The sequence below is a fragment of the Candidatus Saccharimonadales bacterium genome (genome assembly GCA_035480635.1).
Classification (GTDB): domain Bacteria; phylum Patescibacteriota; class Saccharimonadia; order UBA4664; family DATIHN01; genus DATIHN01.
In genome coordinates, this window is record DATIHN010000024.1 from 1 (window position 1) to 26,702 (window position 26,702).

A 26,702-nucleotide genomic window follows, 5' to 3' on the forward strand; every position below is an offset into this window, starting at 1 on the left:
CGTTATCGACATCCATAGTTGCTCTGACCCACTGGCCGTGGCCGTCAACGAATCCCGATGCAGTAGACATCGCGGCAGTCAAGAAACTGGTTCCGGCCGTTGACCATTGGAAATCAATAATGCCGGTAGTATTAACACGAATGCGCCAACCCCTTTGATTTGCCACCGAAGTGGATTTACTAAATAAGATAACAACAGCACTAGGCGTCCAATCATTGAGCATTACTTTTACCCTAACGTCAATATCCCCGGTAATAACCAGTGGTGATGCCGAAGGAGTGGCCAAATAATCACCGCTACTACCAGGTATAACGGCGTTGCGGGCATATGGATCAATAGAGTTAAGCGTGGCTTCAAGCGAGTTCCGCTCGCTCAAATGACCGGAGTCATTGGCCACATTTGTGAGCTCGTTGGGGTCATTGTCCAGCTCGTACATTTCGTATTGGTCGGTTCCGGTGGTGAAAAAGCGGTAGAGTTTACGGTTTTTGGTGGTAACGCCAAGACCGGGGGGGTGAGGGGCAAGGTTATCGGCAAGACTATCGTTCAGCTCGTGCGGGATGGCCCGGGTTGCATAAGTTGCAGGATTGTTAATGATATCACGCAGGTCGACTCCGTCGAGTGCAATAGATGGTGAGGCCCCAGCAATGGCCGAAATAGTGGCGCTGACGTCTTGGCTGTTGACTGGGACGTCGGCTGATCCGATCGGAATACCCGGCCCCCTAATAATCAACGGTACGTGTATTGACACGTCATAGACTGTATTTTTGGTCGATGGCCCTGTGGTGCGGTGTTCATAGTAGTGGATGCCGTTGTCGCTATGGAATATCACCACCGTATTACTTAGCTGGCTGGATGTTTCCAATTGCTGAAACAGTGCTTCAATGGTTTCGTCAAGCACGAGCAACTCTCGTAGTTGATCTCTAGCTAACCCTTTGGCGAGGTTCAAATCGGCCTTGGTTAATGCTGGCAATGACTGGATCCACGATGGTTTGTCGCTAACGTCCTCTTCGTCAACCACCGGCCACTGGATTCGGTGCCATTTGTGGTAATGGTCAGGGCGTGGAGTATATGGGTAATGTGGCACAGTTGGCGCCAAATACAAAAACCATGGTTGAGTGGCGGTTTGCATAAAGCTGATCGCTTGCTGCTTTAAATAAGTCATTTGAAATATACCCGGGTGTGTTTGGGATGTCCCATTATCCGAAGCATATTGGTAAGGATCCTGGGTGTCGGGCAAAGTCAGGTGCCGCCAAGTGTCCCAGCCAGTTGGTTTTGGATGGAAGGTGCCAGCGCCGTTCATATATTTACCGATCATGGCGGTTGCGTAACCTTTATCGTGTACCCACCGGCCCACAGTGTTGTTGTGGTCAACATTACCCCCATCGATGTCGGCCTGATTATTATCCAGCACACCATGCCGCATGCTGTACTGGCCCGTCAAAATACCGGTTCTGGCCGGCTGGCAAAGACCGATATTTAGACGACTAGACGTAAAGTGATAGCCCTCTGCTAATAATCGCCGTCGACCATGCCACATGTATTTCAAGGTGTCGTAGCGCATATCATCAGCAAAAATAACTAAGATATTGGTCATCGTGAAACGCCGTACTGGAGATAGAAATAATCAACATGGACTTTTCGGTTAGTGGCGCCAAGCGATTTTACTATGCTAAACGATGGCCCGTAATTACTGAATGCTCCAGGCAGACTACTGGCACTGGTTGCTACCAAGACATCGTCAATGTAGAAAAGTGCGTTTGTGCTATCGAAGTAAATTCTGAAACGATGATACGACGTATCAACCGTAGTAGCCGGGCTGGAAGCCAGTGAGTTCCTTACTCCGCCCACCGCTGTCACACAAGTCCAAGTGGTACTGGAGGGACTGTACTTAAAGTAGAAGCCATTGGTCGGCTCGGTATTGATACCGTTATGAAGACCAAAGTAAGTTGAAAACTGGTTGCTGCCATCATTGAGGGCCTCAACTTTCAAACGCCACTCATTAATGAAGATTGGTACACTTGCCATTTGATACTGGCCTAAGTTGATCTGGACATAGCCGGTGGAGGTGGTTCCAGTACCGAAATAGAAGATACCGCCTCCCGTGTCGGATGGTACCAATAGCGAAGGTGGCAAGATTGTACCGGTTGAGCCCTCGTCAATAGACCAATTTAGTTGACCGATAGAGCTTATCGGCTGAGTAGTGGGATTGCTCCAAATCACGTGAGTCAAGCCGCTATAAAAGTCATCAACTAGTATGGCGTTGGACCGTAAGTCGGTTAAGGTGCTAACAACATCCGAAGCCAGCTCATCGAGAGCATCATCAACAAAGGTCGATGATAATGTGCCGCTGTAGGTTATCTCGGAGGCATCACCCTGGGCAGCATAGGTCATCACCAGATCTCCGCTGGTTGTACTTAAAGTCGAGTTGCTGGTCAGATAAGTTACGCTCAGCTTGCGGTAGCCAGTACCCGTAGTGACCGCTGTAATTGTAAAGACAGCGAATTTGTTAGGGACGGAATTATTGTAGAGCCTAATAATGCCGCCGGTGAGGCTATCGAGCCAAGTGGACAGGTTGCTGCCGTTGGAGTCAAAGATATCGACAAATACTTGGGAAACCGATGAGATAGTGGCGTTGTTGAGCCTAAGTTTACCGCTACCTGGATCAGCATCGGCAGTACTTGAGGTGTCGAGGGTAAATGAGAAACTGTTACCCCCAAAGTTGCCCTGAGATCCGGTGGCGCCGGTGGCGCCTTGAGAACCAACACTCCCCGTAGAACCGGTGGCGCCAGTTGCGCCTTGGGAACCAACCCCGCCCGCCGAACCGGTGGCGCCAGTTGCGCCGGCCCCAGTTGCTCCGGCTGGACCAAGCGGCCCAGTGGCACCTGTGGCACCTTGAACGCTGGCGTTACCGGGGGGGCCGGTGGGGCCGGACGGCGCAAAGGTGACGGCCAGATCACCAGCAGTTGTACCAAGGCTGCCATTGCTTGTTAAATAAGTTACAACTAACTTGCGGTAACCGGCTACCACCGTGACGGCACTGACGCTAAAGATGGCAAATTTGGTTGGATCGGAATCGTTAAATAGTTTGATGGTGCCGCCCAACAAGGCCGCTAGCCAACTGGTTAAGTCCGTACCTCCAGCATCAAGCAGGTCAATGTAGATAGTGGTGACCGATGAGATGGTGGCGTTATCAAACTTTAGCTTGCCATTGCCAGGGTCGGAATCCGAAGTGTCGCCATTGTCATAGGTATACAAGAAAGTGTCACCAGCCACATGGCCGCGCGGGCCGGTGGCACCGGTGGGACCCTGGGGACCGGTACTACCATTCGGGCCGGTGGCACCATCCGGACCAGTGGCACCGTCTGGGCCAGTCGCGCCATCCGGGCCTGTAGCACCAAGACTGCCGGGGTCGCCTTGAGGTCCAGTAGCTCCAGTAGTACCCCGAGGCCCGGTCGCTCCGGTGGCACCATCCGGGCCGGTGGCCCCCAGGCCAGCCGTAGCATCTACGTAGGCCTTATTGGCGGCATCCCCGGTGAGGGTTGGGGTTGGGACCATTGGTGAGGCGGTGAAGACTTTGGAACCAGTAATGGTATCACTACCGGATTTTGAGACGACGTCTTTAAGAGTGCCATCACTATTGAGGCCAACTTCTAGAAAATCATTGAGGATCTTGCCCCAAGTGCCATCATCTCCTCCGGGTGTAGGTAATCGTGCCATTCTACTACCGCCTAGATCTCGTAACTAATTGAAAATTGTACTTTTTTTCCACCAGAACTGGTCCAGGCCGCAGTGTTGTAGTCAGTTCTAACGGTGAATACAGTGGTGGCACTGCCGCAGGTTACAACTCCCGGAGTGGTACTAACCACGCTATTGTCGGTAAATTGAAGCGGCGCAGCCCATATGGCGTTTGCGACTGTACCCGATCCAATCGGCTGCGAAATAGTCGTAGTCGTGGCATTGCTAGTGCCATTAGTCCCCTGCCTAACTAGCGTTGTGCAGGTATTTCCATCGACTTTGAACCTATAAGCTAAAGTTGTCGGGTTGGCCGACCAACCAACCAAGGTTGGCGTGTAGGCGAACCAAGTAGGGTAACCGGCTGGGTTAGCAGCGTAAGAAAAGAAGGTGGCCGAGATAGCGGCGTTGGCCAGCACATAAGTATCGCCCCCGTTAATTGTGACCGTTGTGGTATTTGAGGAAAAGCTTGAGTCGATCACCACAAAATATTTAACTGTCGAGTTAGTCATCTTGATCCTAGTACCCTTGACGAATGTAGTGGTGTAATCAGTAGCCGACGAAATGGTAAAGGTGTTGGCGTAAGAAGTATTTGTGGCGTATGTCCAGGTGTTGGTATCAGATATCCAATTGTTCCAGACTGTAATTGTCGGGGTATTGATTGTTGGCGTTGTCAGGATTGGTGTGGCGAGAGTCGGCGAAGTATCAAAAACGAACTGGCCGGTGCCGGTCGCGCCGGTACTAGTCACGCCCTCAATGGTTTGGTGGCCGGTGAAGGTGTTAGCGGCATCGGTCCTGGCAATAGTGGCAGAAGTAGACGGGAATGTCATGGTGGTGGTATCGGTGCCGGCTAGCGTTATGGAGTTGTTGGCGGTTAGGGTTTTGCCATCGGCAATTGTCAAAGTGGCGGATGACGACGGTGCAGTTAAGGCTACCTTGTTAACTGATGTGGCTGTGGCTACACCAATAGTTGGTGTAACAAGGGTGGGTGAAGTGGCCTTGACTGTACTTCCTGAACCCGTCACTGTGACGGGTTCATAGCTCGTGCAGATCCAGTTGCCGGATCCGAGAGATACAAACTCGGCCGTGTCCCCAGCCACAGTGGTGATGTTAGCGCCACCAGGCAAAATCAGGCTTGAGGCATTATGGGTTAGGGTTAGAGCTCCAGTGAATTTGACAATGCGACGGGTGCCAGCCTGAACCGTATCAAAGGCAGTGATAGTGGTGGTGCCAGTAACATTTATGTAATTACCGGTGGCGGCGCCAATATTGGTGGTGGTGCCAGAGGCCACATCGGTGCCCTTGGCTTCGTTGATGAATGATGACAATACCAGCGACGTACCGGTAGCCGCCCCGATTACTGGCGTGGTAAGTGTGGGTGTATTGGCGAGCACCACCGAGCCAGAACCGACCGAGGCATTGCCAAGCAGCGTCATAGTGCCAGAGGCATCTGGGACCGTCAGAGTGCGCGTATTGCCGGCTGTAATACCCGACAATTGGAACTGCATTTGCCTAGTAGCGTCGCCATCGTCTTGGACAGTAAAGACATTATCGGCCACGGTAGTTGGCCCGGTGGCACCAGTTGGACCGGTGGCACCAACTCCCGTGGCGCCGGTGGTGCCAGTGGCCCCAGTCGGGCCAGTCGCACCGGCATCGCCAGTGCGGGAGTAAAAGATTTTTACAACATCGTTGTTAGCGAAACTGCCGCTTGAATTTACATAACTGACCGTACAGTTATCCCAAGTGCCGTTATCGGTAATGGCACCGGCCACTTGCAAAACCAAAACATTACCCGGCGCACCGTCTTTGACCATCGTAATGGTGGTGCGGGTAGCCGAAGTCGTGCTATCATCCCAAGTTTGAATCAGCGTATCGATAGTGTTGCTATCACCGTCCGTCTCACTAATACGCAAAGCGTTAATGGACGAAAGCGTCGTCGAATTGAACTTAATTACACCAGTACCAGGATCGCTAGCAGTCGTGTTGGTGGAATAGGTGTATTTGATCCCAGCATCACGACCGGCCGATCCAGCTGTACCGGTGGCGCCTTGAGCACCGGCCGTCCCAGTGGCGCCGTCGGCTCCGGTGGCACCCTGCGTCCCAGCTGAACCTGTGGCACCCTGCGTACCAGTTGAACCGGTGGCTCCAGCTGGCCCCGTGGCACCTTGAGCGCCGGTGGCACCTTGGCCTCCGGTCGTACCAGCGGAACCACGATCACCGGAGCGCTCAAACGAGAGAGTGATGGCATCGGCATTAGCAAATGGATTAGCCGATGATGCACTGATATTTGCAACTGAGATGTTGTTGTAACCGCTGGGTGAAGCCACAGCCGAAACACTAAAGACCAACCACTTGGTGGTGTCTAAGGTTTTAAATAATCGAATGTATCCTTTGACCGTATTGGTGCTATCGGCAAAGGTGGCCAGCACTGCACTCCAATCAGTGGTGTCACTGCCCAACAAATCGGCTCGGATGGTTGTAGCGCTACTCTGAGTGGCGTTGTCTAGGCGTAAGTTGCCATTGCCAGGATCGGAATCGGTGGTGGTAGTCGAGAAAGTGTATGGAATAGTAATTGAACCGCCGACAGCCCCAGTGGCTCCGGTTAAACCAGTCGGTCCGGTTGAGCCAGTTGTACCCTGAGCGCCAGTTGCGCCAGCCGGTCCAGTGGCTCCGGTGGTACCGGTTGGCCCAGTGGCCCCATCGTTACCAGTGGGCCCAGTGGCGCCGGCTTCGGCTAGTAAGGCCCAGACCGTTTGCCAACTGCCGCCCACTCCCGGTTCGGTCGAAGCCCCAGAGGTGTGAGCACTGGTACAAATATAACTTGAGCCATTGTTGCTAACTGCATCGAATTGCGCATATGGGGTTGAGGTTGCCCAATTACCCGTCCAGTTAGTTGACCCACCCGAAACACCTTGCGGTCCGGTTGCGCCGGTGACTCCAAGCGAACCGGTCGCACCAACCGGGCCAGTGGCGCCGGTGGTACCAGCACCAGTGGCACCAGTTGTGCCGGCTGAACCAGTTGGCCCAGTGGCGCCAGTCGCGCCAACCCCTCCGGTTGTCCCAGCGGTGCCGGTAGCTCCAGTTGTGCCTGTGGCTCCAGCCGGACCTGTGGCGCCGGTTAGACCCTGAGTGCCCGCCGAACCGGTGGCACCGGTGGTACCGGCACCAGTTGCACCGGCCGGTCCAGTGGCGCCAGTCGCGCCAGTCGGGCCTGAGGCTCCGACCCCAGCCGTGGCATCAACGTAGGCCTTGGTGGTAGCATCGCCAGAAGACGATGGAGTTGGTACCGTCGGCGAGACGGTAAAGGTTTTGGCGCCGGTGATAGTATCAGTGCCAGATTTACTGACGACATCTTTAAGACTGCCGTCGCTATTATGCCCGACGTTCAGGAAGTCATTAAGAATCGAACCCCATGTGCCGTCATCTCCACCTGGTGTTGGGAGCCGTGCCATTGGTTATACATTTACCTCGTAATTAACTAAAAAACTGCACATTCCACTTGTGCTTATTCTAGATTAGATTGAGGGAATAATCAAAGATTTTCAGGGCAGAAAATTAGTGTTTTTTGGCACCGCCGCCATAGGAGCTCGATCCATACCCGGAAATCTGGTGACGCTGCCCGCCAAATTCAGACAGGGTTTTGACCAAGCCGCTAACCCCGACTACCGCCAGAGCACCAGCCCCAATGTGAGCTAGAAATTCACGGCGATTCATTGGCTTTGTTAGAAGTTGTTCGATCGGTTTTTTGACCATGTTCTCACAAAAAAGTTATGCTTTGGTATTACTCTATCGATTCATGACCCAAACGTCAAGATTCCTGGCTTAAGTCTAAAATGTTATAGCGATTAACCTGCATGGCTGGTGGCGCCTTGAACTGGGTCGCTGGGCGATCTTTGCGGGCTAACTTAACCCCATCGAGAGTTGTATTCAAAACGTTGGCCGGGTGTTGGCGACGCAGCCGAGGCTTGGGTTCAGCGATTTCTGGTAAAGCCGTGGGTAGCTGCAGTTCGGAGTTTGGTTCAGCCACCTCACCCACAGCTTCAGCTGGGTATTCGACTCTTCGATTAACCATCCAAACCAAAATTATTGATAAGTAGTAGAGAAAAACAATCGGGATAGCCATGACGAATTGGGTAATTGGGTCGTAGGTGAAAGGCAGAATGACGGCCAAGACGAAGGCCGATACCACCACATGGCGCTGATAGCGCAACAATTTTGAGGGCTTAATCGGCTTTATGCGATTAATGAAGAGCACGATCAAAGGAATTTGAAACAGCAAAGCAAAAGTCAGCAGGGTGTTTGAAACAAACGACAAATAGGCGTCAGCCGAAATCAGCGGCTGAATGGCGGCACTAGAATACTTTGAAAAAAAGTGCAGCGACATCGGAATTATGATGAAGAAACCGAACGCCACACCCAAGGCGGCCAATATGGTTGAGAAAATGATGACCTTGAGTAGCAAGAATCGTTTGAGCACGTTCGGCAGGGCCGGCTCCACAAACCGAATCGAGTTATAAACAATCAAAGGCAGCGCCATCATTAGTCCCAGCAGGCCGGAAACTTTTAGGATGAAATTAAAGCTGCCGGCTGGGGAATTGTAGAATAAAGGCGCGCCCAACGGCCGCTGCAGTACCAAAATAATCGGTCCCCGAAAAACGTAGCCCAAAATCGAACCAAAACCAACCACCAGCAGAACCCACAGTAGTCTATGCCGCAACTCTTTAATGTGATCGTGAAAAGTCAGCGATGGAGACACTATATGTCCTAAGTACCGCTTAGAAAACTAAGCTTTCTTTTCGACAGTGTCGTCTGAACTCTCGCCGGCCACACCCTTCTTGACCTCATTGATCGATTGACCAATGCTGCGGGCAAGCTCGGGAATTTTTTTGGCCCCAAAGAGCAACAGGATAATCAGCAATACGATTAATAGCTCTTCGAATTTCCCTGCAAACATACATCCTCCACCAATTATTAGCTTTAGTATAAGCGCTTTAGTGACGGATGTAAAACCTCTCTCGGAGGTCCCATAGCAGACTAGATTTACAGTCTTGTGCTAACATTTAGGTAAGCATGAGCAAAGTGGTGAAGCAAAGAATCATAAATATGGTTGGTATCGGCCTATTGGCCGGGTTAATGCTTGTTTCATCCGGTACAGCTTGGGCCACGACCTATGGCAACGGAACTTATGGCAATTGTCCCTACAATACTGGGTGTGCCAGTAGCAGCCAAAGTTCGACTCAGGCCCAGCCGGCCCAACCAGAAGCCATTTTACTCAATGACTTTCAAGATTTTTTCCAACCCGGCGGTAAAACTTTTGACCTGGTCGTAAACCAAGTAGTTTATTTTGACGTCGCTGGCTTAAATGGCACCGAGCGCCATAGCATTACCATCAACGAAATCGGGCCGGACTATGTCGTTTTCACCATTGCTTCGACCCCAATTCAGGATCGCTTATACGTTGGGCAAAGTAAGCAATATGACGTCACTAGCGATAACAAAGACGATATCAAAATAGCCCTCAACTCTATTACCGATGGTAAAGCTAACATGACCTTCTTTGCTCTGAACCAATCGGTCTCAAACCCTAGTCAAAATCAAGCCGCGCCGCAAGCTAGCTCATCATTGTGGTGGCTGTGGTTAAGTTTGTCGATTCTGGCAATTGTAGCGGCACTGGTAGTCTTTTTCATCCTATGGAAGCGTCGCAAAGATCGCCACTCGGATATCACAACCAACTCAAGCTGAGGCTAGGTAAATCATCAAATTATTAATCAGCCAGCCCAGGTGATAGCCTGATTGCATGATGATTTTGAGGTAGTTTTCGCTTGTCTCATCACGAACATACCCGTTGCTTGTAAAAAGCTGCTGCCAATATTCCTTTGGTTGGCAGTTGATGTGACCACGGCCACCCTGGCCCGGTTGAGCCGCCGAAAAAATAATGATCGGGGCGGTCTGGCTTAAATGTTTGATGGCGGAAGCCGCGCCTGACTCGGGAATGTGTTCTAGCACTTCAATGCAAAGGCTCAGATCGGCTCTAGCGCCAATTGACTGTTTGGTGATATCGACGATTTTGATGGCACTTCGTGGAATTTGGAGGACTTCATCAGCCACCGCCGCCTCGGCATAATCAACGCCCTGACCCTTGATGCCTTGGTCTAGGAACGGGCGGAGGTATAGTCCGGTAGCACAACCCACATCCAGAACCGATTTTGGAGCGTACTTCCAGATCAGCAATTCGGCTAGACGCCGAGCCTGTTCCCCTTCTTCGGCGTTAATTTGGCGGTAATAATCAATATCGTATTGGGCTTGATCCATGATTAGGCCAATGGCCAGTCGTAACCGGGGAAATCATCATGCTTTTGTTGAGCCGCTGAGATGCCCAACTCATCTAGAATGGCCGCCATTGCCGCAACCATTGGTTCTGGTCCTGAAACGTAATAGGTCTTGGTTTGGTAGTCGGGCAGAGCCTTGATGGTTTGAGCATCAATACGTTTGGGTTCTAGGATATTATTCATAATCAATTTAGGATTTAGATTGGCAAAAGTTTGCAGCTCCGACCAAAAGACCGTGCCGGCCAGATCACGATTGCCATAAAGCAAAGTCACATCAAGTGCGACTTGTTTATGATCAGCCTGCTTGAGGATAGACCGAAATGGAGTAATGCCAATGCCACCGGCGATGAAAACGTAACTGTTAGTGACGTCTTCGATGACAAAATCGCCATCGGGGCCATCGGCTTCGATTTGAGCTCCAACTGTTAATGCGCGTAAATGGCGTTTAAACGAGCTGCTCTTAGGCGAAAACCGCGTGGTGATTTGCGGGTTGGCCTCAAATGGAGCGGCCGAGATGGTAAACCAGCGTTCAACGCCGCGATCATCGGCATCGTCATGCGGTAATGTGTAATGCAAGTACTGGCCGGCCTGCCAGGATAGCGGTTGCTCGGGCTTGAAGACGAAGGTGATGACATCGGGCGCTTCTGGACGTTTTTCGATCAAAGTTAACTTCACATGCTAATTATAGCCTGCTTTGCGGAAGTTTATGGCAACGACTACAATAACGCTAATGGCTAGACTAACCAGAACCAGCGAATACGTCCGCAGCACCATCTTTGGTATCGAAGACAGCTTGGTTTCAACCACCGGCATTGTGGCTGGCGTCAGCGCCGGGTCCCATCATCGACCCACGATTTTATTAGCCGCCATCGTAGCTGTCACCATTGAGGCCATGAGTATGGCAGCGGGTGAGTTTTTGAGCGACGAAGCCGTTCACGAGATGAACAAACGCCGGCGGGCTGGTGATAGCGCCATGGTCAGTGCCACTTTGATGTTCTTTGCTTATTTGTTGGCCGGTGCAATTCCAATCGTGCCGGTGATTGTTTTCGCCTACCCTTCATCCATATTCATTAGTATTTTTTGCTCACTAATTGGGTTGTTTATACTGGGCTATGTTAAAGGCCGGGTAGTGCGTGTGAACGCTACCCGCAGTGGCCTCAAAATACTACTCATCGGTGGAGTTACCGCGATCGTTGGCGTAATTGTTGGCCATTTCTTAAAAGCGGTTTGAGTTAAAGATCGGCCGGGAAAGTATAGGGCGGCGGAGCCACCACCTGGCCTGATTCAACCGTAATAACATCGTGCTGGTTCAAGGGGAGCTGCTGTGGGTCACCAGGGTAGGGCTGGCCATTGACGTAGAAGCGCAAGGTTTGGCCGCTGGCAGCGGAGATAGCGCCGGCTTCAGTTGTGCTAAGCGGCTGGCCCCAAACGGCAAAGAAATCGCCAAGGGTAAAATTGGTGCGCTCTGGAGATTCAATGTGAATAATGCCATCGGTTTGGTGGGTATGAAGCCAATACAGGCAGTTGGCGTCTTTATTGATACCGATGCCAGCCGGCACTTCAACATTTTGGCCATCGTTGATCATAGTTAAATGGGCATGCCAGTGGACTTTGACCATTTCGGTCTGACATTCAATGCCGTTGATAGCCGGCGCCGTCGAAGATTGACTGGAGCCAGATTTCGAGCTGTGATTACCTAAGACAAAGATACCAACTAGGACAATCACGGCACCTACTAATATGATCCAGAAGCGTTTCATTCCACAATCTTAACGGCAGAACAGGTAGACTACAAGCTAGTCGGAAGGTCGGCCAGGTCTATTAATTCGCCCGAGGACAAAATAAACCACAGCGATAGTAATAATAACTGCTATTAGTAATCCGATAGCTAGCGGTTTATTGATGTCAGAAAAACTGTAAGTGCCGGAGTCATTTTGGCTAATACCTGTACCCACATCTTCAAGATGGGCTAGCATCATGCTTGAGCCCGACCCAAAATTTTATCGATGTAAGGCTTCATCCAGCGATCGACAGTATAGCGATCTTTGGGTGAAATTATTAGACCGATCGCAAGAACGTAGAGAATCAGATGAGGCCAAACCACTTCGCCAAAATAAAGTAGGGCTAGGGTCATCATGGCCAAAAGGAGGAATAGGGTCCAGCGTAAGGCCAGTCCAAACACAATGCAAAAACCCACCAGCAGCTCGACCAGGCCAGCGCCAGCCACAAAGTAATCGGCATTCATGTGGAAGAAATTTGCCAAGTGGTATTGATTGTAAACTGCTACTGTCAGATCCGGGTGGAGTAATTTGACTGTGATCGCCGTGTAGATCAGAGCGACACCGAAACAAACTCTAATTATTGGGATGGCCTGAGTTTGGTAACGCCTAAGCCATGAGCCGCTGATGGGGGTTGACCGAAGCTTGGCATCAAGCGTGTAGACGTCTCCTCCCATAATCAAGATGGCCATCAGGGCGCCGAAGTAAGTCAGGTAGGTTAGCAGGTATGTGTGCCAGAAGAAAGCCATGAAGAAAAATAAAACCAATCCCAGCCAGGCCGCTGGTTGGACCGCAAGTCCGGCCAGTAACAGCGCACCGATCAATATTAAGAGCAACCGCAGCACTGTCGTACCTGTAGTCACGTCACCCAACTGAAGTTCGGGTCCAAAAATGCTGTGACTGGCGGCAGCCAGGATTAAGGCAGCGGCCACACCAATGCGGATAAGGGCGGGTGCAAATTTGGCACCGCGCTCAAATTTTTTACCCAATCGCGCGACTGGCGGCCAAGCTGATAAACCAATGGCTACTAAATAGCTCAAAGTGATTAGTAAAGTTAGGCCAATAGATAGGGCGAGATGATGTCGGTTAATGAGTTGGCCGATGGTTGTATGTGCGGGGCCGTTGACGCCGTTAAAAAAAGCTTGTCGGTTGGTAACGTAGGCTTCGTGACCAAAAAAGAAACGCATTAAACTACTCCAGTTGAGTCATCATATTGATTGCTGGTGCGGCAGAAGTGCCAAGTCATACCGATCAATAGTGCAAGTAGGACAGCTGCAAGATAACCGTAGTCTAAAAATCGAAAGTCCTGGGTGACAAACTGCGATAACTCGACCCCCAGACCAAGCCCGACTATGGCTAGCGTTAACCATTGTTTAGTCAAGCGGCTTTTGATTTCTTTATGCAAGATCGAAAAGTTGGAGCGGGAATAAAGGAAAATACCCACACTCGAAACAGCAATTGTAGCAAAGCGCAGAAACTTATCGTGGGTAACCGCCCCGATCACTAGAGGCGTTGCGAAAATAAAGAGGTAGAGTCCCAGAAATTCCAAAATGTTGTTAGCATACTCCAAATATTTTTGAACCAGGTTCAGCTCACCGGCAGAAATTTCGATGCCAGCATTTGAATAAATCGAGGCTGCAAAGATAAAGCTAAAGGTCGAGATGATCAAAAACAGCAGGGGGACTTTGATAGTTGAATCAAACGAACTAAACTGGGCGATTAAAATTCCAGTGAAGAAAAGCGATACGGCGCTCATAAAAGAAGCGAAGGTTACACCGACCGAGACTTCCCAGTTCAAGGTGTCTTTTGATGCTGCCATAAGGCCAATATAGCACTATGGCACTAAAAGCGTAAGCGTAATCGAGAAAATGGCCGTGATTTACTGAACGGTGATTGAACCGGTTTGGCTGGCTTCTAGGTGGTTGTGATAACCCCAAGTTCCGGTTTTGCTGATCGTAAAAGTGGCACTTTGACCTGCCGCTACAGCGCCGACGTTTAGTTCGGTGTTGTCGGTATGGGCCGGGTGGGGGTTAGAATCCAACTGGAGCGAGCGAGATGAGGCGTTCATGATGGTAATGGTATCGCCGGCTTTGACGGTTATGGTGTTAGGCGAAAAGCCGCTGCCGGTGTAAGTAATGGTGGCGGCCGACTGTGGCGCCGTTTGACCGGTAGTGTCAGTGCTTTGGGTCGATGTGGTGCTAGTAGAGTTTGAATTGCTATTGTTACCAGACCGGGCCACTATAATGCCACCGACTGCCAAAATCACTACAACTATGCCGATAATCCAATATTTCGATTTCATATTTATCCTCCAGCTAACATTCTAACAATTTATTCAGCTTGCATTAAGCATAAGGATAAAGGTTTAATAACTATATGCAACAAAGCCGCACAGCCAAACTGTTACTTCGGATCGGGCTAGCCAGTGTTTTCCTCTACGCCGCCGCGAGTGCCACAATTCATCCCAACAATTGGATTGGGTATCTGCCCAGTCTGTTGGATTCATTTGGATCACGCGAAGTCTGGCTAAAGGTCTTTTCGTTGTTACAAGTTGGTTTGGGTCTGTGGCTGCTATCGGGTTGGCGTACTAAAGACGCCGCTTGGGCCACTATGCTCATGACAGCTGGCATTATACTAGCCAACCTTCACGTATTCGATGTGACCTTCCGCGACATCACAATATTCTTTGCCGCCTGGGCGCTAGCCGTCCTTGAGAGTTAGCTTTTACGCATCATATCCAATACCACGGCAACCACCATCACAGCCACGCCTACCCAAACATTGGATAGACTTGTAAAAACTGTGGCTAGGACTAAACCTAATCCTAAGCCAAATAAACTATGCATTAAGACATGGGGTTTAAAACAGGCTTTCATTTTCTCACTCATCTAACTCACCTCCTTTCTGCTTATGATTAGGATAAACCCAGGTTTTGATTTTGACCATGGTTCGCCGGGCGATATCACGGATTGGTCGCCAAATTAGAGCTAAGGCTGGTAGGGCGACTGCCCAATTTTCGGGCGCATCAATCGGCGTATGGTGAGCCACCATCCAAATCATAAATGGCTCCGGTAAAAAGCAATGGCGCGTTGCATCAGCAGGCTGCGATCGGCGGTAAAGTTATGGTCGTTGCCAGGGTAGAGGTAATATTCAACTGGTTTTGAACTTTGCTGTAAGGCCCGGACCAAATGGTCGGAGAAAATTTTTGGGACAACGGTATCGCCGATGTCCTGGTGGACTTGAACGGCACCGGTAATGTCGCCAACGTAGTTGATGGCTGAAGCACTGTTCCAAAAATCCGGATCAGTTTTGGGTGTACCGAACTGATCGATTAAATGTTGGCGAATACCCTGAACTAAGGCCAGCGGCCGATCGTTAGGGGCAGGACTATTGGGCCAATTGTAAAAAATGTCGTTGAACGAGCCAACCACGCCAGCCGCAACGACGGTAGCTTTAACGTCTGGAGAGGCGACAATTGTGCGCAGGCTAACGTGCCCGCCCATACTGTGGCCAAACAGACCGATCCGATTGGCGTTGGCCTTGGGATATTGTTTGAGAGTGCTGATGAGGTTGAGTACATCGTAGGCGTAAACCGGCGAAAAGTGCCCACCCTCAGGTTGACCCTGGCTACCCGCATTGCCGCGGTAGTCGGGTTTGACCACCATGAAGCCGGCCCGGGCCAGAGTGGCGACCCAATCCCGGTAGCTACTGGCGGTTTGGTACTGCGCTGGGTCGATGTAGCCGTGATTAAAAATGATAACTGGCCAGCCACCGGCTGGTTCGGGCGACGTTGGCACCGCTAGCAGCGCAAAAATTTTTAACCCATCCGAAGTGTAGGAGGCAATATAGCTATGATAGCCACCTTGGTCCCCCAGATCAGTTTCAGTTACCAATTGGCTAGCCGGATAGCTTCGGCTACGAATGGCGTCGATTTGGAGCGGATTCAGCGCCGGCGCTGGAGTTGCCTGGGGCTGACTTGCAGATCTAGGTGTTTGGGTTGGTTGAATTTGGTTCGAGTGATGGCGATTCCAATAGCTGGCTCCGCTGGCGCCCAAACTGGCCACCAGTAGTACAGCCACAACCACATAATTAAGCTTGCCTTTCACCCACTTATCATAACGCCAAAATGGCTTGATCTAGGCCATACGCTTGTATTCGCGAATCGAAAGCGGCACAAAAACTATCATTATTCCTATGATCCAAAATATTGACCTCCAAACCGAACTAACACTACCGGCGCCGAGAGCTAAGTAACGACCGGCATTAACGACCTGGGTTACTGGTTGGTGATTAGCGAAGGCCTGTAGCCATGAGGGCATGGTTTCAATCGGCACGTAGGCAGCACTGGCAAAAGTCAGGGGGAAAATAAAAAGAAAGGTAGCCAGTTGAGCCGTTTCAGCGTCCTTAACTTTCATACCAATAAATGCAAATACCCAAGAAATGGCATAGCCAAAAGTCACCGTCAAAGCAACCATCCCAATGGCTCCAAAAAAACCGTTCTGAAACCTAAAACCTAAAATAAATCCAACCGTAATCATGATTGCTGTTACGACCAGATTTCGAACTGTATCGGATAGCGTTCGGCCCGCCAGCACTGCCAGTCGACTCATTGGCAGCGAGCGAAAGCGATCCATAATCCCCTTGCCCATGTCCTCAGCTAAACCAATGCCCGTCTGAACGCCACCGAACATGATCGTTTGAACAAGAATCCCTGGTAGCAAAAAGTTAATGTATTTTCCGCCCGGAACACCGGCTGCCAAACCGATGGCGCCGCCAAAGACAAAGTTGAACAGCACCAAGAACATGATCGGTTGGATCGAAGAGAAGAAGACCAATTGAGGCAAACGTAAATAACGGCGCAAATTGCGCTTGGTGATGGTAACGGTATCAACTAGTCCCCAACTAATGTTCATGATCTTCCGCCTTTGGCAGCAGCCTCGGCTTTTTCTGATTCAGTTCGTCTGCCCGTTAAGTTCAAAAAGACGTCATCGAGCGAAGGCCGATGCAGAGCAATGGCGGCTAATTCGACTTTGGCCTCGTTCAGGGCCTGAACAATCGCTAGTAAATCCTTGGCGCCGTGCTCAACTGGCACGGTAATGTTGTTGCCGCCGTCTTCCCTGGTTGGATGTCTTTTGGCGATACCCTCAACAGCTTTGATGGTTTTGGCAGAATCGTCGGCATGGGCCAGTTCTAATTCAACGACGTCTCCACCAAGTTTGGCCTTCAGCGAATCACTGGTGCCTTCGGCGATAATTTTGCCGTAGTTCATCACTGCAATCTGATCGGCCAGTTCGTCAGCTTCTTCCAGATATTGAGTGGTTAAAAGAATACTGCGGCCTTCGCGGACAAGTTCGCGGATGATTTCCCAAAGGTTCAAGCGTGTGGCGGGATCGAGGCCGGTAGTTGGTTCATCGAGCAGGAGGACCTTGGGTTGACCAATCAGGCTGGCTCCCAGATCCAAGCGGCGGCGCATCCCACCGGAATAATTTTTGACCGGTCGATTAGCGGCATCAGTTAATTGCAAGCGATCGAGTAGATCCAGGGTCCGTTTTTTGGTCTCTTCATGACCCAGATGATACAGCCGCCCAGTCATATAAATATTTTCGTATCCGGTTGAAAATTCATCGATGGCCGCATATTGGCCGGCCAGACCAACCACTTCCCTGACCTTTTGTGGATCCTTAATAGCATCGATGCCTAAGACTTTAATGTCGCCCCGATCCGGTACCGAAAGCGTCGAAAGCATTCGTACTAAAGTGGTTTTGCCAGCACCGTTGGGCCCGAGTAAAGCAAAAATTTTACCGGCCTCAGCTGCCAGACTGACACCGTCCAAAGCTTTAACGTCATCGAAGTATTTAAAGACGCCTTTGGCTACAAAGGCATGCTGGTTGCTAGTTGGATCTTGGTCCTTCACTTTATCGATAATACCAGACAATTGCAGCTTGGTTTCATTCAAAATCCCAATCGGTCAATTAAGTTCGATTTTACAAATACCACTGAAATAGCTATTTTTCTTTGCTAAACCCAGATTTATGTTATAATTCAGGCGCAGAATAACTTCTATAGCCGTGTGCCCTTGTTTGTGCAGTAAACGTATCTATCAGAAGGATCGACTGCACAAATTTAATTTGGAGGAGCCCATGGCTACCAAACTCTACGTCGGAGGTCTACCGTACAGTGTGACTGACGATGAATTACAACAAATGTTCGCCGCTCATGGCGAAGTAACTTCAGCCAAGGTCATCACCGATCGCGACAGCGGCCGGTCGAAGGGATTCGGCTTTGTCGAATTCTCTAACGATGATGAAGCCAAGGCTGCTATCGAGGCCCTAAACGATACTGAACAGCAAGGTCGCAAGATCATGGTCAGTATTGCTCGCCCGATGGAGCGACGCGAAGGCGGATTTCGCCGCGAATTTTAGTTTAGTTAACTAGAAAAACAATAGCCCCCAGCCGGGGGCTATTGTTTTTGGGGCGGTTAAGCCGTAGCAATTTGGGTCGGTCTGGGAGCGAGCAGTTCGACGATCGAAATAAAAGAGGCCGTCAGCATCAAAGCTTTGATCAAGCCCTGCCAGTCGGTAGAGACGGCAAAGGCGAGGCCGGCTAGCATCAAAATGGCTCCGCCACCCCAAATGTAGTACTTATTCTCGCCAACTTGCTGGCGAAACTTGGCCCAGGTTTGACCAATGCTAGTTTTATTGAGTTGATCCAGGCGCAGCCAGTGTCGGGTAGCCACCGCCCAAGGCGCGGGCCCAGCAAACAGGGCGAAGCCCCAGGTGAATAGCGAAAGTATCAAGGAAATGGTGGCAATATGGTTAAAAGACGCTAGCATTCGATCATAGAGCAGGCCAGCGGCCGGTTTGTAACTAACATTTTGAACTCGATTAATAATTTCCGGGCGCAAAGCCTTGATCCCAATCAACTGCAGGAGTGATAGAACGGCTACTGTGATGGAAGCCGCCGTGATTGTAATGCGGCGGCGGCGAGCAATGGCGATAGCGCCCAGAAAACTAGCTAAAATCAGGTAGGGCAAAACGCCAGCCAGAAAATCAACTGATTTGACGATATGCTGGAAAATTGAGAATTTCTCGCCCAGATCAAGGTTTATGTTGCTGTCCCCTTGAGGTACGTCAGTTTTACTAAAGAGCGATTGGCCGACATTACCGAGCCTATCGCTAAGGGTGTTTTTGATCGAACTAAGTTTGAGCTCTAAATTGGTTTCGTTGGAATCGTTTGAAGTTGTGCCTCTGGCCTTTTCGATTAAACGACTTTGAGCCACGCGATTAGCTGTTACCCAAACACCACTAAATTGATCACTGGCGATTAGTTTGGTGGCAGTATTATCAGCGATGGTTTGGAGCTGTTGGCTCAGTGGCGAAGCCAAAAAGGCCGCTTTTTCAGGTAGGGCATCGCTCAGTTTTTGAGTAACGTCGACGGACGTGAAGAGCTGGTCGACAACATACTTACCCAAGGCGCTGGAAACCGTTGGGTCGCTGGGCAAGGGCGCCACCATATCCACATAATTGTTAGTGTCAAAGAGTTGGCGCTCAGCCCAGTGCACCATTACAAAGGCGGCGACCGAGAGGGCACCGATTAATACTAAAACAGCTGCCAATATGCTTCTAGTGCGCCTGGCTACTTTACTCTCGCCGCCTTGTTTGGACGATTGCCTTGCCATTTTGGTCTTTCGCTAGTCTTAAATAAGTTCGAGCTATTCTTACGCTCTCACTTTTACACACCAGATTAATTGTGCAAAGTTACAGTAACTCTACTCCTTAAGGAGTTTATCAGCAAACTTCTGGCGTAGTTTGGCCAGTTTGGGGTTGATTACGACTTGGCAATAGGCCCTTTCGGGGTGATTCTTAAAGTAGTTCTGGTGCTCAGGCTCAGCTGGGAAGAATTCTTTCAGTGGTTCGATTGTGGTAACAATCTTATTAGGCCAAAGCTTAGCTACTTGGACTTTTGACTGTTCGGCAATTCTCTTTTGACCCTCGCTTTCAAAAAAGATTATGGACCGGTACTGCGTACCAACATCATAGCCCTGACGGTTGAGGGTGGTTGGATCGTGAATGGCCCAAAAGATGTCCAGGATGTCGGCCAGGCTGATGATGCCAGGATCGAACTCGACCTTAACGACCTCAGCGTGCCCAGTACGACCAGTGCAGACGGCATAATAAGATGGATCGGGCACGGTGCCGCCAGAATACCCGGATGTGACCTTGGTGACGCCATTAATCATTTGGTAAGCTGCCTCCAAACACCAAAAGCACCCGCCGCCTAGAACGATTGATTCAGTCTTTGCCATCAGCCTTCTTTGGCGCAAAGTCGAGCGCACTGGAATTAATGCAATAACGTTGGCCGGTGGGTTTGGGCCCATCATCGAAAACGTGCCCTAAATGACTACCGCAATTAGAGCAGGTTACCTCAGTACGGCTCATACCCAAACTGGTATCATCCTGAAGCTTTATTTTGTCCTTATCGACAGCTTCCCAAAAACTGGGCCAGCCGCTACCGGAGTCGAATTTTGTTTTGGAGCTAAATAAATCCTGACCGCAGGCAGCACATCGATACATCCCATCGCCTTTATGGTTGTAAAGAGTACCCGTAAAAGCGGGCTCCGTCCCCTTTTCCCGCAAAATGTGATATTGCTCTGGGGTCAGCTTGTTTTTCCAATAGTTTTCATCGTGTTTTTCCATCGCTTAGTCCTCCCCATTCATCATAACAAAAAAGAGAAGGCTTCCCGGCCTTCCCTTTCAGTACCTGTACTCAAAACATCCACCTAGGATGTACCCTTAATATACCACAACCGCTATGAATACAAAAGTTGCTCGCCCTGCACACATTAATTACCGATTTTCTATCTGATATTATCAAAAATTAGTTTGGCTACACCCAATGCCGTACCCTCATAGTGGGCCAATCGAACGACCGGCCGGCCGCAGAGTCGGGCTAGTTCGGCGACGATGGTATCGTTTTGGCTAATACCGCCATCGACCACTACTTGTTTTGTAGACTCATCGATTAGCTGCAAAAGCGGTTGGCTGGCTTCGGTCGCTAAACTTTTCATAACCAGCTCAAGTTGCTCTGGTTGATCCAGCACTGGCGAAACGCGCAAGGCGGCATCTTTGATATAAGTCTCCAGTGCAAAAACCGGTTGGTTGGATTCGCCAACGGCCAATGTTGTGTAAAAACCAGGTTGAGAAATAAAATCCGGACCGACTAACTTCATCGGAAATATACCTGTGCCCAATGTGGCCTTGATGATACCGGGGGTGTTTCCAGCCGCATAGAGGCTAGCTTGCTGATCGCCCAAAATCGCCCTGATCGGGATAGTTTTTGGTCCGATTGTTAGACTACCAAAATCGCTAAAGCTAGCTTTGACTTCTGGCAGCAATGAAGTATCTATCCCAAAAGCCTGAGCCAACCCTGGGTCCCACTGGCGTTTGCGAATATCAAACAGCAGGGTCCTTGCAGCGTTGGTCATATCTGTTACGTGTTGACCGGTTAGCCTCATCATCAGCCAGCTATCAATCGTGCCAAGCTTATAGGCCTTGGGTAGATCGACGTTTTGAAGTAGCCATTTCATTTTTGAAGCCGAAAAGTAGGGTTTAAGGTCGAGGCCGGTGTTTTCTCTGACTTTGGCTTGGAGGCCAGGTTGGTTCATCCACTCCTGGCAGATCGATGCTGTTCGATCATCTTCCCAAACTATGGCAGGATGCAGTGCTCGGCCGGTGTTTGCATCCCATAACACTGTGGTTTCACGCTGGTTGGTCAGACCGACAGCTGTGATGTCGGGATGGACAGCGACTGCTTGAGCGGCCAGCTTTTCAACCAAAGCTAGGATTTGTTCGGCGTCCTGTTCAACCCAACCGGGCTGTGGGTGTAAAGTTTGGACAGACTCGACCCAACGACCCAGCACCTTTTGACTTCGATCAATTGCCAAAGCTTTGATGTTGGTGGTGCCGGCATCAAGGACCAGAACAGGATCAGTCATCGATTACCGCCGTGAAAAAATCGGGTTTTTGCTGGTGAGTTGCTACCTGATAGATGGCATCCATAACTGGAAACCGCGAAATTTCTAGCACCGAAGTGATCTCTTTGACGGCATTAACACCCTCGCCTTGAGTATGCTCATTGGAGGTAAGCCCCTCCGCCAAAGCTTTGCCAATGCGATAATTAAACGAAGTTTCACTCCAGCCGGTCGCCAGTAAATCCGCTAACCCAGCGTAGCTTTCGGCCAGACCTGGATCTAGATCCATTACCGTAAGTACACCGCGCATTTCGCGGACTGATTTTAATGCCAATGCGCCCTTGGTATTGGAGCCCAAATTTAAACCATCACAGATGCCAAAGCCGAGGGCGTAAATGTTTTTCAGGGTGCCGGCCACGGCTACACTAGAGACGTCATGGGTATAAGCCAAGCAAAGACCTTTGACGCCATCTAGGCAGCCCCGCCATTTCAGATCTGATACGGCCAGCAAGCCATAACTTTGTTTGCCACCCGCAATTTCTTCGGCCAACATTGGACCGTAGAGCAAACCATAATCAAATTTTTGCTTGGCGGCTCTGGCTAGCACCTTATCCATAGTCACAAAACCTGGTTCTACACCTTTGGCCAGCGTTATTACTAAAGGATGATCTTGGGCTGAAAGCAGCGGTGGGATGGCGGCGGCGGCTGGTTGGTTGGCCCACGATGGCACAGCCAGGATGATAACTTGAGCTTGGGCAATGGTGGCTGCCAGCGAATTGCCGTTGGATTTGGCCGGATCTTTATCCCAAAGCGCCACCGTTTTACCAGCCAGTTTCAAAAGGTCACCAACGGCTGTACCAATGGCCCCCGCTCCAATAATGGCAATGCGATCGACTGATTCGTGCATGCCCAAATCATAACAAAAAACGGCCGCGAAGCCGTTATTAATAATTGTTTAAGGGGAGGGCGATCTGTGATCACCCTCCCCTTTTCTGACCTAGCTGGCACTAGCGACGAGGTGCAGAGACCTGTTGGGCCGGCGTTTGGCGGGTCGGCCTTGGCTCTGCAGTCGTTTTGCCAGTCGCTCCAAACGAGCGTCCCAGTTGAGAGCCGTCTGCAGACGCCGCGCTTCAGCCCGAGTCACGGCACCCTTGATCAGTTCGTAGGTCTCCGAGTAGTCGTAATCGTGGCCTTGAATCTGACCGAGGCTGTCGGTAACAGTGTGCCGAATACTGCCACAGTCATTGCAGCGCCAGGTTTCGCGTAGGCCAGCTGTCACCCTCTGGGGCAAGATGTTGAGGACGGGATCGAGGTCGTGACGCGAGGAGGCTCGGCAGCGCAAGCCGCCGGCAACTGTTGCGCCACTATCGCGATTCAGACCCACGCGGCGTTCGAGTTCGAGCAAGAAGTAGTGAACTTCCCGGTCGAGGCTGCGCAATTGAGCTACTTCACCGGCATCAAGCCTGCCGGAGTCCGCAATCCTTCTGATCAGGGACTTCCTATCGGTCGCTTTCACCTATCCTCCAAGATTGTAGATCTCACAGCGAACTAGCAGAGCGCTATTATAAGTAAAATCTAACTAAAAGTCAATGGCTATTTAATGCCTTAACCGTTTTGCCACCTGACTGTCTGGTTGTTATTTGATTGCTCGTTCGATGACCAAGGTGCACTCTGTTACCAAAGCCGCAATAGCGCCAATGGCAGCTAGCGGCGGTGCTAATACAGCGCCAACTACTCCAACAGTCAGCGGGAACTCAACAATGGTTTTGCCGTCTTTGGTTCGAATGATAATGCGGCGAACATTGCCTTCGGCAATCAGCGATTTAACCTTTTTCAAAAGGTCTTCGCCGTTGATTTTAAATTCTTCAGTATGTGATTTTGCCATGTCTCAATTTTATCCTAAAAATGCGGCTGTTTCAGGCCGATTGTAGGCCAGATTCAATCGTTGAACTGAGTTGTTGTAATTGATTGCGCAGCGATTTGATTTCCGATTCGGCCTGGCGCAGGGCCCCTACGTCGAGGTAAGCTGCAATACCGCCAATAATGTTCTTGCCATCGTACCAGGGCGCTGCTGTGGCAATAATAGTTGCCACCGAGCCATCTGGCCGGATTAAATCGATTTCATAATTTGTGACTTTTTTGCCACCCAAAACGGCCTGCCGGAGCGGCAAATCGGACTCTGTCAGCTGCTGGCAGAGATGGTAGGCCCGAAAAAACGGCGATGAGATAAATGACGCGCTAGGGGCGATATCCTTCTGATAGAAGATGGCCATAACATCGGCCATGGCTTTATTAACTTTGACATTTTGGCATTGGTTATCGAAGGCGATGGCAATCGGTATGGGCAGGAAATTGATGACATCGATCAGTTTTGACTCATCCATTGGCCTAGGTTAACTCTATTCGGACGAGCATCATACCCACCTTTTGCCATTAAGTTGGCCTCAGGTGGGTTAATTTTTGGAGGATGAACCGAGTCGGACTGGCCGGAGACTAATCAACAATTCCAAACTTTTGCCTAGATGAAAGCAAATTTTTAGATTCTTCGATACTCGCTGGCCCACCATGGGTGGTACGATAGCATAGTAATCAAGGAGTTCTCATGAAAAAGTTTATATTACTCTACAATGGCCCAGCCACTCCAATGGAGGAGATGACGAAGGAGCAGGGCGAGAAGGTCACAAAAGGCTGGCAAGATTGGATGGAGAAAATCGGCTCTGCCTTGGTTGATGTTGGCGCTCCCATGGCCAATGGCAAAGTCGTGGTTGACGATGGTTCGAGTGGAACAGCTACCGAGCTTAATGGCTATAGCATCGTCGAAGCCGAGGACATGGACGCTGCTCTGATGTTGGTTGAAGGCCACCCATTTTTGAGCGATAAGTCGGGCAAATTCAGTGTCGAGGTCTTCGAGCTCTTGCCTGCTCCGATGTAATTTAGGTTAATAACTCGAGAGCTTCGCGGCAAGTTTTTTCTAGGCTGTCCTGAATAATGATATCCGGGCAGTCTTGATTTAGACGCTTGGTAATGTAGCGTGCCCCGGAGAATCCCGACTCAATCCCAATTGCCAAATTAATGCCATCACGTTCATGTCGAATCTTCCATTCCGCTAGCTCAAACCTGCTGGTTTGGGCGTAGGCTCGATCGTGGTCGTGAATTTGTTCTCGTGCCAACCAGAATAGGATTACCCCGTTTTCGGCAGCCTGACGCAAATAGTGGGTTTCCCAATCGACCTGTTTGGCATAGTCGAACTGACCATCCAAGTACTGGCGCCGGGGGTTGGCGATATTGGTCGGAGAAGACAGCTTTGAAATGATGGCGATAGCCTGGCTTTGCCAGTCAAGGGCGCCCTGAATCGGCCCGGCCAAAAAAATCGTTTGGCCCTCAAGTTTTACGATTTCGGGTGGTTGAATGACTCGCCCTGCCATAACTTAATCATAGCAAAGTGGGTCAGGTCTTTGGTCTAGCCTAAGTTGATTTGTGGTGATTGGGTTGATGCGGTTTGGGTACAAAAGTGTGGGGTTTGTGAGCCCGGGGTTGATGTGGTTTGTGCCGCGGGGTGTGGGGTTTACTAGCGGCCGGGTGGGTTTTGGGCAAATGCTGGGTGTGGCTTTTAGCTTGGACCACCGCTGGAGCGGCCAGCAGTATTGGCAGTCCAACTGCTAATCCTAGTAATAGTTTCTTGAGTTTCAATTAATACTCCTTTCTCACTTTTAGTGAGCGCTCCATTTATAGCACTAGAACTGATCTCGATCAAGCGTTACCGAAAAGGCACAGGCTATAGCTCTCGACTTGATCGCTCGGGTGTTTCATCCATTAAGCGAGCTAGTATGCCGGTAATACGTTCATTCGACTCCTGCAGGTGACTTTCACGCTCTTTTTTATCATTTAGTTCCTGTAGGATTTTATTGCGGGCGGCTTTGAGTTCCTTGGTCTGCCTAAGCAATTGTTGCTCCGAAGCCTCGCGTTGTAAAACTGCAACCGCCATAAACAACCCACTGGCTGAAAGCAAAATAATGTAGACCAAAAGTGTAATCAGCTGCTGCTCGCTCGAACCAGCTCCAGCAAATGGGCCCTCTCCGGAGGCCGTACCCAAGATTGCAATAATGGAAGTAATGATACTAACAGCCGTTACACCCAGCTGTTTGAACCGAAAGGCAGCCCAAATTATAAAGGGGAAGATAAAATACGAGACTTGGGGATGGTTACCCAAAAAAGTAAATTGGCCAAAGAAAATAGCTGCTGCCACCACGGCTGTGCCGACTAGCAAAGAGCCAAATTCGGCAAAATTCTGATGGTTGATTTGGCGCCAGCCGTTACGCCAGACCAATATCACCGGAGCGAATAGCAAGACACCGGCCATATCGCCAAACCACCACAAAACCCAAGCTGTCGGTGCAGAGGTTGTAGCTAACAAACCGCCCAACGATAAACTGATTGTACCGATTGTGGCCGCCACCATAGTGCTAAAAAAGGCCGCTAAGAAAGCTAGACCAATCACTCCTCGAACCCGATTTAGAGCCGGCCGAAAATGAATGACGCGGCGCAGTAAGTAGGTGCCCAAAACGGCTTCGAGCGTGTTGCCAACAGCAATACCGGCCGCCACTGGTAGTGGCGCGCTGGTTAAAAGGTTAGCTAAAAGAGCTCCCAGAAATATGCCCGGCCAGAGGTCGAAACCGTAGAGAATTAGAGCTGCCAGCGCTAGGCCACTCGGAGGCCAAACGGTCGTGATTTGTTTTACACTAAAAGCTAGCGATAAACCGAGCTTGGCGGCAATTAGGTAGAGCCCGGCTAAGACCAGGATACTCCCAAGATATCTTGGCGTCAGCCTCATGCCGGTATCATATCACCTTTTCTTATATGCTTATGGCTTTTGGTCTGAAACTTGAAGAAACT

Annotated in this window: 33 protein-coding genes; 5 read left to right on the top strand and 28 right to left on the bottom strand. The window is 50.3% G+C overall.

The features are described 5' to 3' along the window. The 6 genes from VLE72_03755 to tatA all read right to left on the bottom strand — a co-directional run. Nucleotides 1-1,594: sulfatase-like hydrolase/transferase (locus VLE72_03755; GenBank protein HSX14987.1), on the bottom strand; the 1,594-nt coding region annotated here is incomplete at its 3' end. Next, nucleotides 1,591-3,717, bottom strand: a complete 2,127-nt coding sequence (locus tag VLE72_03760) for a hypothetical protein (protein ID HSX14988.1) — start codon at nucleotides 3,715-3,717, stop codon at nucleotides 1,591-1,593. The genes VLE72_03755 and VLE72_03760, both read right to left, overlap by 4 nt. Before the next feature lie 11 nt (nucleotides 3,718-3,728). Continuing rightward, nucleotides 3,729-7,184, bottom strand: a complete 3,456-nt coding sequence (locus VLE72_03765; protein ID HSX14989.1) for a collagen-like protein — start codon at nucleotides 7,182-7,184, stop codon at nucleotides 3,729-3,731. A gap of 103 nt (nucleotides 7,185-7,287) precedes the next feature. Next, complete coding sequence (locus VLE72_03770) at nucleotides 7,288-7,446, bottom strand: twin-arginine translocation signal domain-containing protein (protein ID HSX14990.1); 159 nt, start codon at nucleotides 7,444-7,446, stop codon at nucleotides 7,288-7,290. Between the two features lie 94 nt (nucleotides 7,447-7,540). Next, on the bottom strand, nucleotides 7,541-8,488 hold the full coding sequence (tatC, locus tag VLE72_03775) for a twin-arginine translocase subunit TatC (GenBank protein ID HSX14991.1): 948 nt from the start codon (nucleotides 8,486-8,488) through the stop codon (nucleotides 7,541-7,543). Nucleotides 8,489-8,515: 27 nt separating this feature from the next. Continuing rightward, nucleotides 8,516-8,686 carry a twin-arginine translocase TatA/TatE family subunit gene (tatA, locus tag VLE72_03780; protein HSX14992.1) on the bottom strand — a complete coding sequence of 57 codons (171 nt, stop codon included), beginning with the start codon at nucleotides 8,684-8,686 and terminating at the stop codon, nucleotides 8,516-8,518. A gap of 128 nt (nucleotides 8,687-8,814) precedes the next feature. Here tatA and VLE72_03785 point away from each other — a divergent pair, with 128 nt between their 5' ends. Beyond that, nucleotides 8,815-9,474, top strand: coding sequence for a hypothetical protein (locus VLE72_03785; protein ID HSX14993.1), 660 nt, complete (start codon nucleotides 8,815-8,817; stop codon nucleotides 9,472-9,474). On the opposite strand, the gene VLE72_03790 is transcribed toward VLE72_03785, so the two are convergent. Further along, nucleotides 9,466-10,044 (bottom strand): methyltransferase domain-containing protein, encoded by a 579-nt coding sequence (locus tag VLE72_03790; protein HSX14994.1) that lies wholly within the window; start codon nucleotides 10,042-10,044, stop codon nucleotides 9,466-9,468. The genes VLE72_03785 and VLE72_03790 overlap by 9 nt on opposite strands. Before the next feature lie 2 nt (nucleotides 10,045-10,046). Then, nucleotides 10,047-10,736, bottom strand: coding sequence for an FAD-dependent oxidoreductase (locus VLE72_03795; GenBank protein ID HSX14995.1), 690 nt, complete (start codon nucleotides 10,734-10,736; stop codon nucleotides 10,047-10,049). A gap of 55 nt (nucleotides 10,737-10,791) precedes the next feature. Here VLE72_03795 and VLE72_03800 point away from each other — a divergent pair, with 55 nt between their 5' ends. Continuing rightward, a complete protein-coding gene (locus VLE72_03800; GenBank protein HSX14996.1) occupies nucleotides 10,792-11,292 on the top strand; it encodes a VIT1/CCC1 transporter family protein in 501 nt (166 codons plus the stop codon). Between the two features lies 1 nt (nucleotide 11,293). On the opposite strand, the gene VLE72_03805 is transcribed toward VLE72_03800, so the two are convergent. The 4 genes from VLE72_03805 to VLE72_03820 form a co-directional block, all read right to left on the bottom strand. Beyond that, nucleotides 11,294-11,821, bottom strand: a complete 528-nt coding sequence (locus VLE72_03805; GenBank protein ID HSX14997.1) for a hypothetical protein — start codon at nucleotides 11,819-11,821, stop codon at nucleotides 11,294-11,296. Nucleotides 11,822-12,036: 215 nt separating this feature from the next. Continuing rightward, nucleotides 12,037-13,026 carry a DoxX family membrane protein gene (locus tag VLE72_03810; protein ID HSX14998.1) on the bottom strand — a complete coding sequence of 330 codons (990 nt, stop codon included), beginning with the start codon at nucleotides 13,024-13,026 and terminating at the stop codon, nucleotides 12,037-12,039. Then, nucleotides 13,026-13,658, bottom strand: coding sequence for a hypothetical protein (locus VLE72_03815; protein ID HSX14999.1), 633 nt, complete (start codon nucleotides 13,656-13,658; stop codon nucleotides 13,026-13,028). Before VLE72_03815 ends, VLE72_03810 begins: the two co-directional genes overlap by 1 nt. Nucleotides 13,659-13,718: 60 nt before the next feature. Then, complete coding sequence (locus VLE72_03820; GenBank protein HSX15000.1) at nucleotides 13,719-14,141, bottom strand: cupredoxin domain-containing protein; 423 nt, start codon at nucleotides 14,139-14,141, stop codon at nucleotides 13,719-13,721. A gap of 74 nt (nucleotides 14,142-14,215) precedes the next feature. On the opposite strand from VLE72_03820, the gene VLE72_03825 reads away from it, so the two are divergent. Next, entirely contained in the window at nucleotides 14,216-14,560 is a 345-nt protein-coding gene (locus VLE72_03825) for a DoxX family membrane protein (GenBank protein HSX15001.1), read from the top strand. Here the strand turns inward: VLE72_03825 and VLE72_03830 are convergent. From VLE72_03830 to VLE72_03850, 5 genes are read right to left on the bottom strand one after another with little or no spacing between them, the layout of a single operon-like run. Beyond that, complete coding sequence (locus tag VLE72_03830) at nucleotides 14,557-14,727, bottom strand: hypothetical protein (GenBank protein ID HSX15002.1); 171 nt, start codon at nucleotides 14,725-14,727, stop codon at nucleotides 14,557-14,559. The genes VLE72_03825 and VLE72_03830 overlap by 4 nt on opposite strands. Next, nucleotides 14,720-14,890, bottom strand: a complete 171-nt coding sequence (locus VLE72_03835; GenBank protein HSX15003.1) for a hypothetical protein — start codon at nucleotides 14,888-14,890, stop codon at nucleotides 14,720-14,722. The genes VLE72_03830 and VLE72_03835 overlap by 8 nt, the downstream gene beginning before the upstream one ends. Nucleotides 14,891-14,895: 5 nt before the next feature. Continuing rightward, entirely contained in the window at nucleotides 14,896-15,945 is a 1,050-nt protein-coding gene (locus tag VLE72_03840) for an alpha/beta fold hydrolase (protein HSX15004.1), read from the bottom strand. Nucleotides 15,946-15,975: 30 nt separating this feature from the next. After that, on the bottom strand, nucleotides 15,976-16,752 hold the full coding sequence (locus tag VLE72_03845) for an ABC transporter permease (GenBank protein ID HSX15005.1): 777 nt from the start codon (nucleotides 16,750-16,752) through the stop codon (nucleotides 15,976-15,978). Further along, nucleotides 16,749-17,795, bottom strand: a complete 1,047-nt coding sequence (locus tag VLE72_03850) for an ATP-binding cassette domain-containing protein (protein ID HSX15006.1) — start codon at nucleotides 17,793-17,795, stop codon at nucleotides 16,749-16,751. The genes VLE72_03845 and VLE72_03850 overlap by 4 nt, the downstream gene beginning before the upstream one ends. Nucleotides 17,796-17,979: 184 nt before the next feature. Here VLE72_03850 and VLE72_03855 point away from each other — a divergent pair, with 184 nt between their 5' ends. After that, nucleotides 17,980-18,261 carry an RNA-binding protein gene (locus VLE72_03855; protein HSX15007.1) on the top strand — a complete coding sequence of 94 codons (282 nt, stop codon included), beginning with the start codon at nucleotides 17,980-17,982 and terminating at the stop codon, nucleotides 18,259-18,261. Between the two features lie 56 nt (nucleotides 18,262-18,317). Here VLE72_03855 and VLE72_03860 read toward each other — a convergent pair whose 3' ends face one another. The 8 genes from VLE72_03860 to VLE72_03895 all read right to left on the bottom strand — a co-directional run bounded on the left by VLE72_03860 (nucleotide 18,318) and on the right by VLE72_03895 (nucleotide 24,193). Next, entirely contained in the window at nucleotides 18,318-19,517 is a 1,200-nt protein-coding gene (locus VLE72_03860; GenBank protein HSX15008.1) for a hypothetical protein, read from the bottom strand. 90 nt (nucleotides 19,518-19,607) lie between these two features. Next, nucleotides 19,608-20,144, bottom strand: coding sequence for a peptide-methionine (S)-S-oxide reductase MsrA (gene msrA / locus VLE72_03865; GenBank protein ID HSX15009.1), 537 nt, complete (start codon nucleotides 20,142-20,144; stop codon nucleotides 19,608-19,610). Next, the gene (gene msrB, locus VLE72_03870) at nucleotides 20,131-20,535 is read right to left on the bottom strand and encodes a peptide-methionine (R)-S-oxide reductase MsrB (GenBank protein HSX15010.1); all 405 of its coding nucleotides are present in this window, start codon (nucleotides 20,533-20,535) and stop codon (nucleotides 20,131-20,133) included. Before msrB ends, msrA begins: the two co-directional genes overlap by 14 nt. Before the next feature lie 161 nt (nucleotides 20,536-20,696). After that, nucleotides 20,697-21,833, bottom strand: coding sequence for an FGGY family carbohydrate kinase (locus tag VLE72_03875; protein HSX15011.1), 1,137 nt, complete (start codon nucleotides 21,831-21,833; stop codon nucleotides 20,697-20,699). Continuing rightward, complete coding sequence (locus VLE72_03880; protein ID HSX15012.1) at nucleotides 21,826-22,716, bottom strand: 2-dehydropantoate 2-reductase N-terminal domain-containing protein; 891 nt, start codon at nucleotides 22,714-22,716, stop codon at nucleotides 21,826-21,828. The genes VLE72_03875 and VLE72_03880 overlap by 8 nt, the downstream gene beginning before the upstream one ends. Before the next feature lie 90 nt (nucleotides 22,717-22,806). After that, complete coding sequence (locus VLE72_03885; protein HSX15013.1) at nucleotides 22,807-23,325, bottom strand: hypothetical protein; 519 nt, start codon at nucleotides 23,323-23,325, stop codon at nucleotides 22,807-22,809. Nucleotides 23,326-23,445: 120 nt separating this feature from the next. Continuing rightward, nucleotides 23,446-23,694 carry a DUF4342 domain-containing protein gene (locus tag VLE72_03890; protein ID HSX15014.1) on the bottom strand — a complete coding sequence of 83 codons (249 nt, stop codon included), beginning with the start codon at nucleotides 23,692-23,694 and terminating at the stop codon, nucleotides 23,446-23,448. A gap of 31 nt (nucleotides 23,695-23,725) precedes the next feature. Continuing rightward, a complete protein-coding gene (locus VLE72_03895; protein HSX15015.1) occupies nucleotides 23,726-24,193 on the bottom strand; it encodes a hypothetical protein in 468 nt (155 codons plus the stop codon). A gap of 218 nt (nucleotides 24,194-24,411) precedes the next feature. Between VLE72_03895 and VLE72_03900 the strand changes: the two genes are divergently transcribed. Continuing rightward, a complete protein-coding gene (locus VLE72_03900; GenBank protein HSX15016.1) occupies nucleotides 24,412-24,741 on the top strand; it encodes a YciI family protein in 330 nt (109 codons plus the stop codon). A gap of 1 nt (nucleotide 24,742) precedes the next feature. Here VLE72_03900 and VLE72_03905 read toward each other — a convergent pair whose 3' ends face one another. The 3 genes from VLE72_03905 to VLE72_03915 form a co-directional block, all read right to left on the bottom strand. Next, nucleotides 24,743-25,234, bottom strand: coding sequence for a nucleoside 2-deoxyribosyltransferase domain-containing protein (locus VLE72_03905; GenBank protein ID HSX15017.1), 492 nt, complete (start codon nucleotides 25,232-25,234; stop codon nucleotides 24,743-24,745). Nucleotides 25,235-25,274: 40 nt separating this feature from the next. Next, nucleotides 25,275-25,499, bottom strand: a complete 225-nt coding sequence (locus VLE72_03910; protein ID HSX15018.1) for a hypothetical protein — start codon at nucleotides 25,497-25,499, stop codon at nucleotides 25,275-25,277. An 85-nt stretch (nucleotides 25,500-25,584) separates the two neighbouring features. Further along, entirely contained in the window at nucleotides 25,585-26,640 is a 1,056-nt protein-coding gene (locus VLE72_03915; GenBank protein ID HSX15019.1) for an MASE1 domain-containing protein, read from the bottom strand. Nucleotides 26,641-26,702: the final 62 nt, after the last annotated feature.

Excerpts from the sequence above, each read along its gene's own strand:
- VLE72_03905 (HSX15017.1), bottom strand. The coding sequence starts at position 25,234 with ATGGCAGGGCGAGTCATTCAACCACCCGAAATCGTAAAACTTGAGGGC.
- VLE72_03890 (HSX15014.1), bottom strand. The coding sequence starts at position 23,694 with ATGGCAAAATCACATACTGAAGAATTTAAAATCAACGGCGAAGACCTT.
- VLE72_03805 (HSX14997.1), bottom strand. The coding sequence starts at position 11,821 with ATGAAACGCTTCTGGATCATATTAGTAGGTGCCGTGATTGTCCTAGTT.
- VLE72_03810 (HSX14998.1), bottom strand. The coding sequence starts at position 13,026 with ATGCGTTTCTTTTTTGGTCACGAAGCCTACGTTACCAACCGACAAGCT.
- VLE72_03830 (HSX15002.1), bottom strand. The coding sequence starts at position 14,727 with ATGAGTGAGAAAATGAAAGCCTGTTTTAAACCCCATGTCTTAATGCAT.
- VLE72_03800 (HSX14996.1), top strand. The coding sequence starts at position 10,792 with ATGGCTAGACTAACCAGAACCAGCGAATACGTCCGCAGCACCATCTTT.
- VLE72_03770 (HSX14990.1), bottom strand. The coding sequence starts at position 7,446 with ATGAATCGCCGTGAATTTCTAGCTCACATTGGGGCTGGTGCTCTGGCG.
- msrB (HSX15010.1), bottom strand. The coding sequence starts at position 20,535 with ATGGAAAAACACGATGAAAACTATTGGAAAAACAAGCTGACCCCAGAG.
- VLE72_03880 (HSX15012.1), bottom strand. The coding sequence starts at position 22,716 with ATGCACGAATCAGTCGATCGCATTGCCATTATTGGAGCGGGGGCCATT.
- VLE72_03790 (HSX14994.1), bottom strand. The coding sequence starts at position 10,044 with ATGGATCAAGCCCAATACGATATTGATTATTACCGCCAAATTAACGCC.
- VLE72_03855 (HSX15007.1), top strand. The coding sequence starts at position 17,980 with ATGGCTACCAAACTCTACGTCGGAGGTCTACCGTACAGTGTGACTGAC.
- VLE72_03815 (HSX14999.1), bottom strand. The coding sequence starts at position 13,658 with ATGGCAGCATCAAAAGACACCTTGAACTGGGAAGTCTCGGTCGGTGTA.
- VLE72_03875 (HSX15011.1), bottom strand. The coding sequence starts at position 21,833 with ATGACTGATCCTGTTCTGGTCCTTGATGCCGGCACCACCAACATCAAA.
- tatA (HSX14992.1), bottom strand. The coding sequence starts at position 8,686 with ATGTTTGCAGGGAAATTCGAAGAGCTATTAATCGTATTGCTGATTATC.
- VLE72_03765 (HSX14989.1), bottom strand. The coding sequence starts at position 7,184 with ATGGCACGGCTCCCAACACCAGGTGGAGATGACGGCACATGGGGTTCG.
- VLE72_03760 (HSX14988.1), bottom strand. The coding sequence starts at position 3,717 with ATGGCACGATTACCTACACCCGGAGGAGATGATGGCACTTGGGGCAAG.
- VLE72_03825 (HSX15001.1), top strand. The coding sequence starts at position 14,216 with ATGCAACAAAGCCGCACAGCCAAACTGTTACTTCGGATCGGGCTAGCC.
- msrA (HSX15009.1), bottom strand. The coding sequence starts at position 20,144 with ATGGCAAAGACTGAATCAATCGTTCTAGGCGGCGGGTGCTTTTGGTGT.
- VLE72_03820 (HSX15000.1), bottom strand. The coding sequence starts at position 14,141 with ATGAAATCGAAATATTGGATTATCGGCATAGTTGTAGTGATTTTGGCA.
- VLE72_03835 (HSX15003.1), bottom strand. The coding sequence starts at position 14,890 with ATGGTGGCTCACCATACGCCGATTGATGCGCCCGAAAATTGGGCAGTC.
- VLE72_03845 (HSX15005.1), bottom strand. The coding sequence starts at position 16,752 with ATGAACATTAGTTGGGGACTAGTTGATACCGTTACCATCACCAAGCGC.
- VLE72_03895 (HSX15015.1), bottom strand. The coding sequence starts at position 24,193 with ATGGATGAGTCAAAACTGATCGATGTCATCAATTTCCTGCCCATACCG.
- VLE72_03915 (HSX15019.1), bottom strand. The coding sequence starts at position 26,640 with ATGAGGCTGACGCCAAGATATCTTGGGAGTATCCTGGTCTTAGCCGGG.
- VLE72_03900 (HSX15016.1), top strand. The coding sequence starts at position 24,412 with ATGAAAAAGTTTATATTACTCTACAATGGCCCAGCCACTCCAATGGAG.
- VLE72_03860 (HSX15008.1), bottom strand. The coding sequence starts at position 19,517 with ATGGCAAGGCAATCGTCCAAACAAGGCGGCGAGAGTAAAGTAGCCAGG.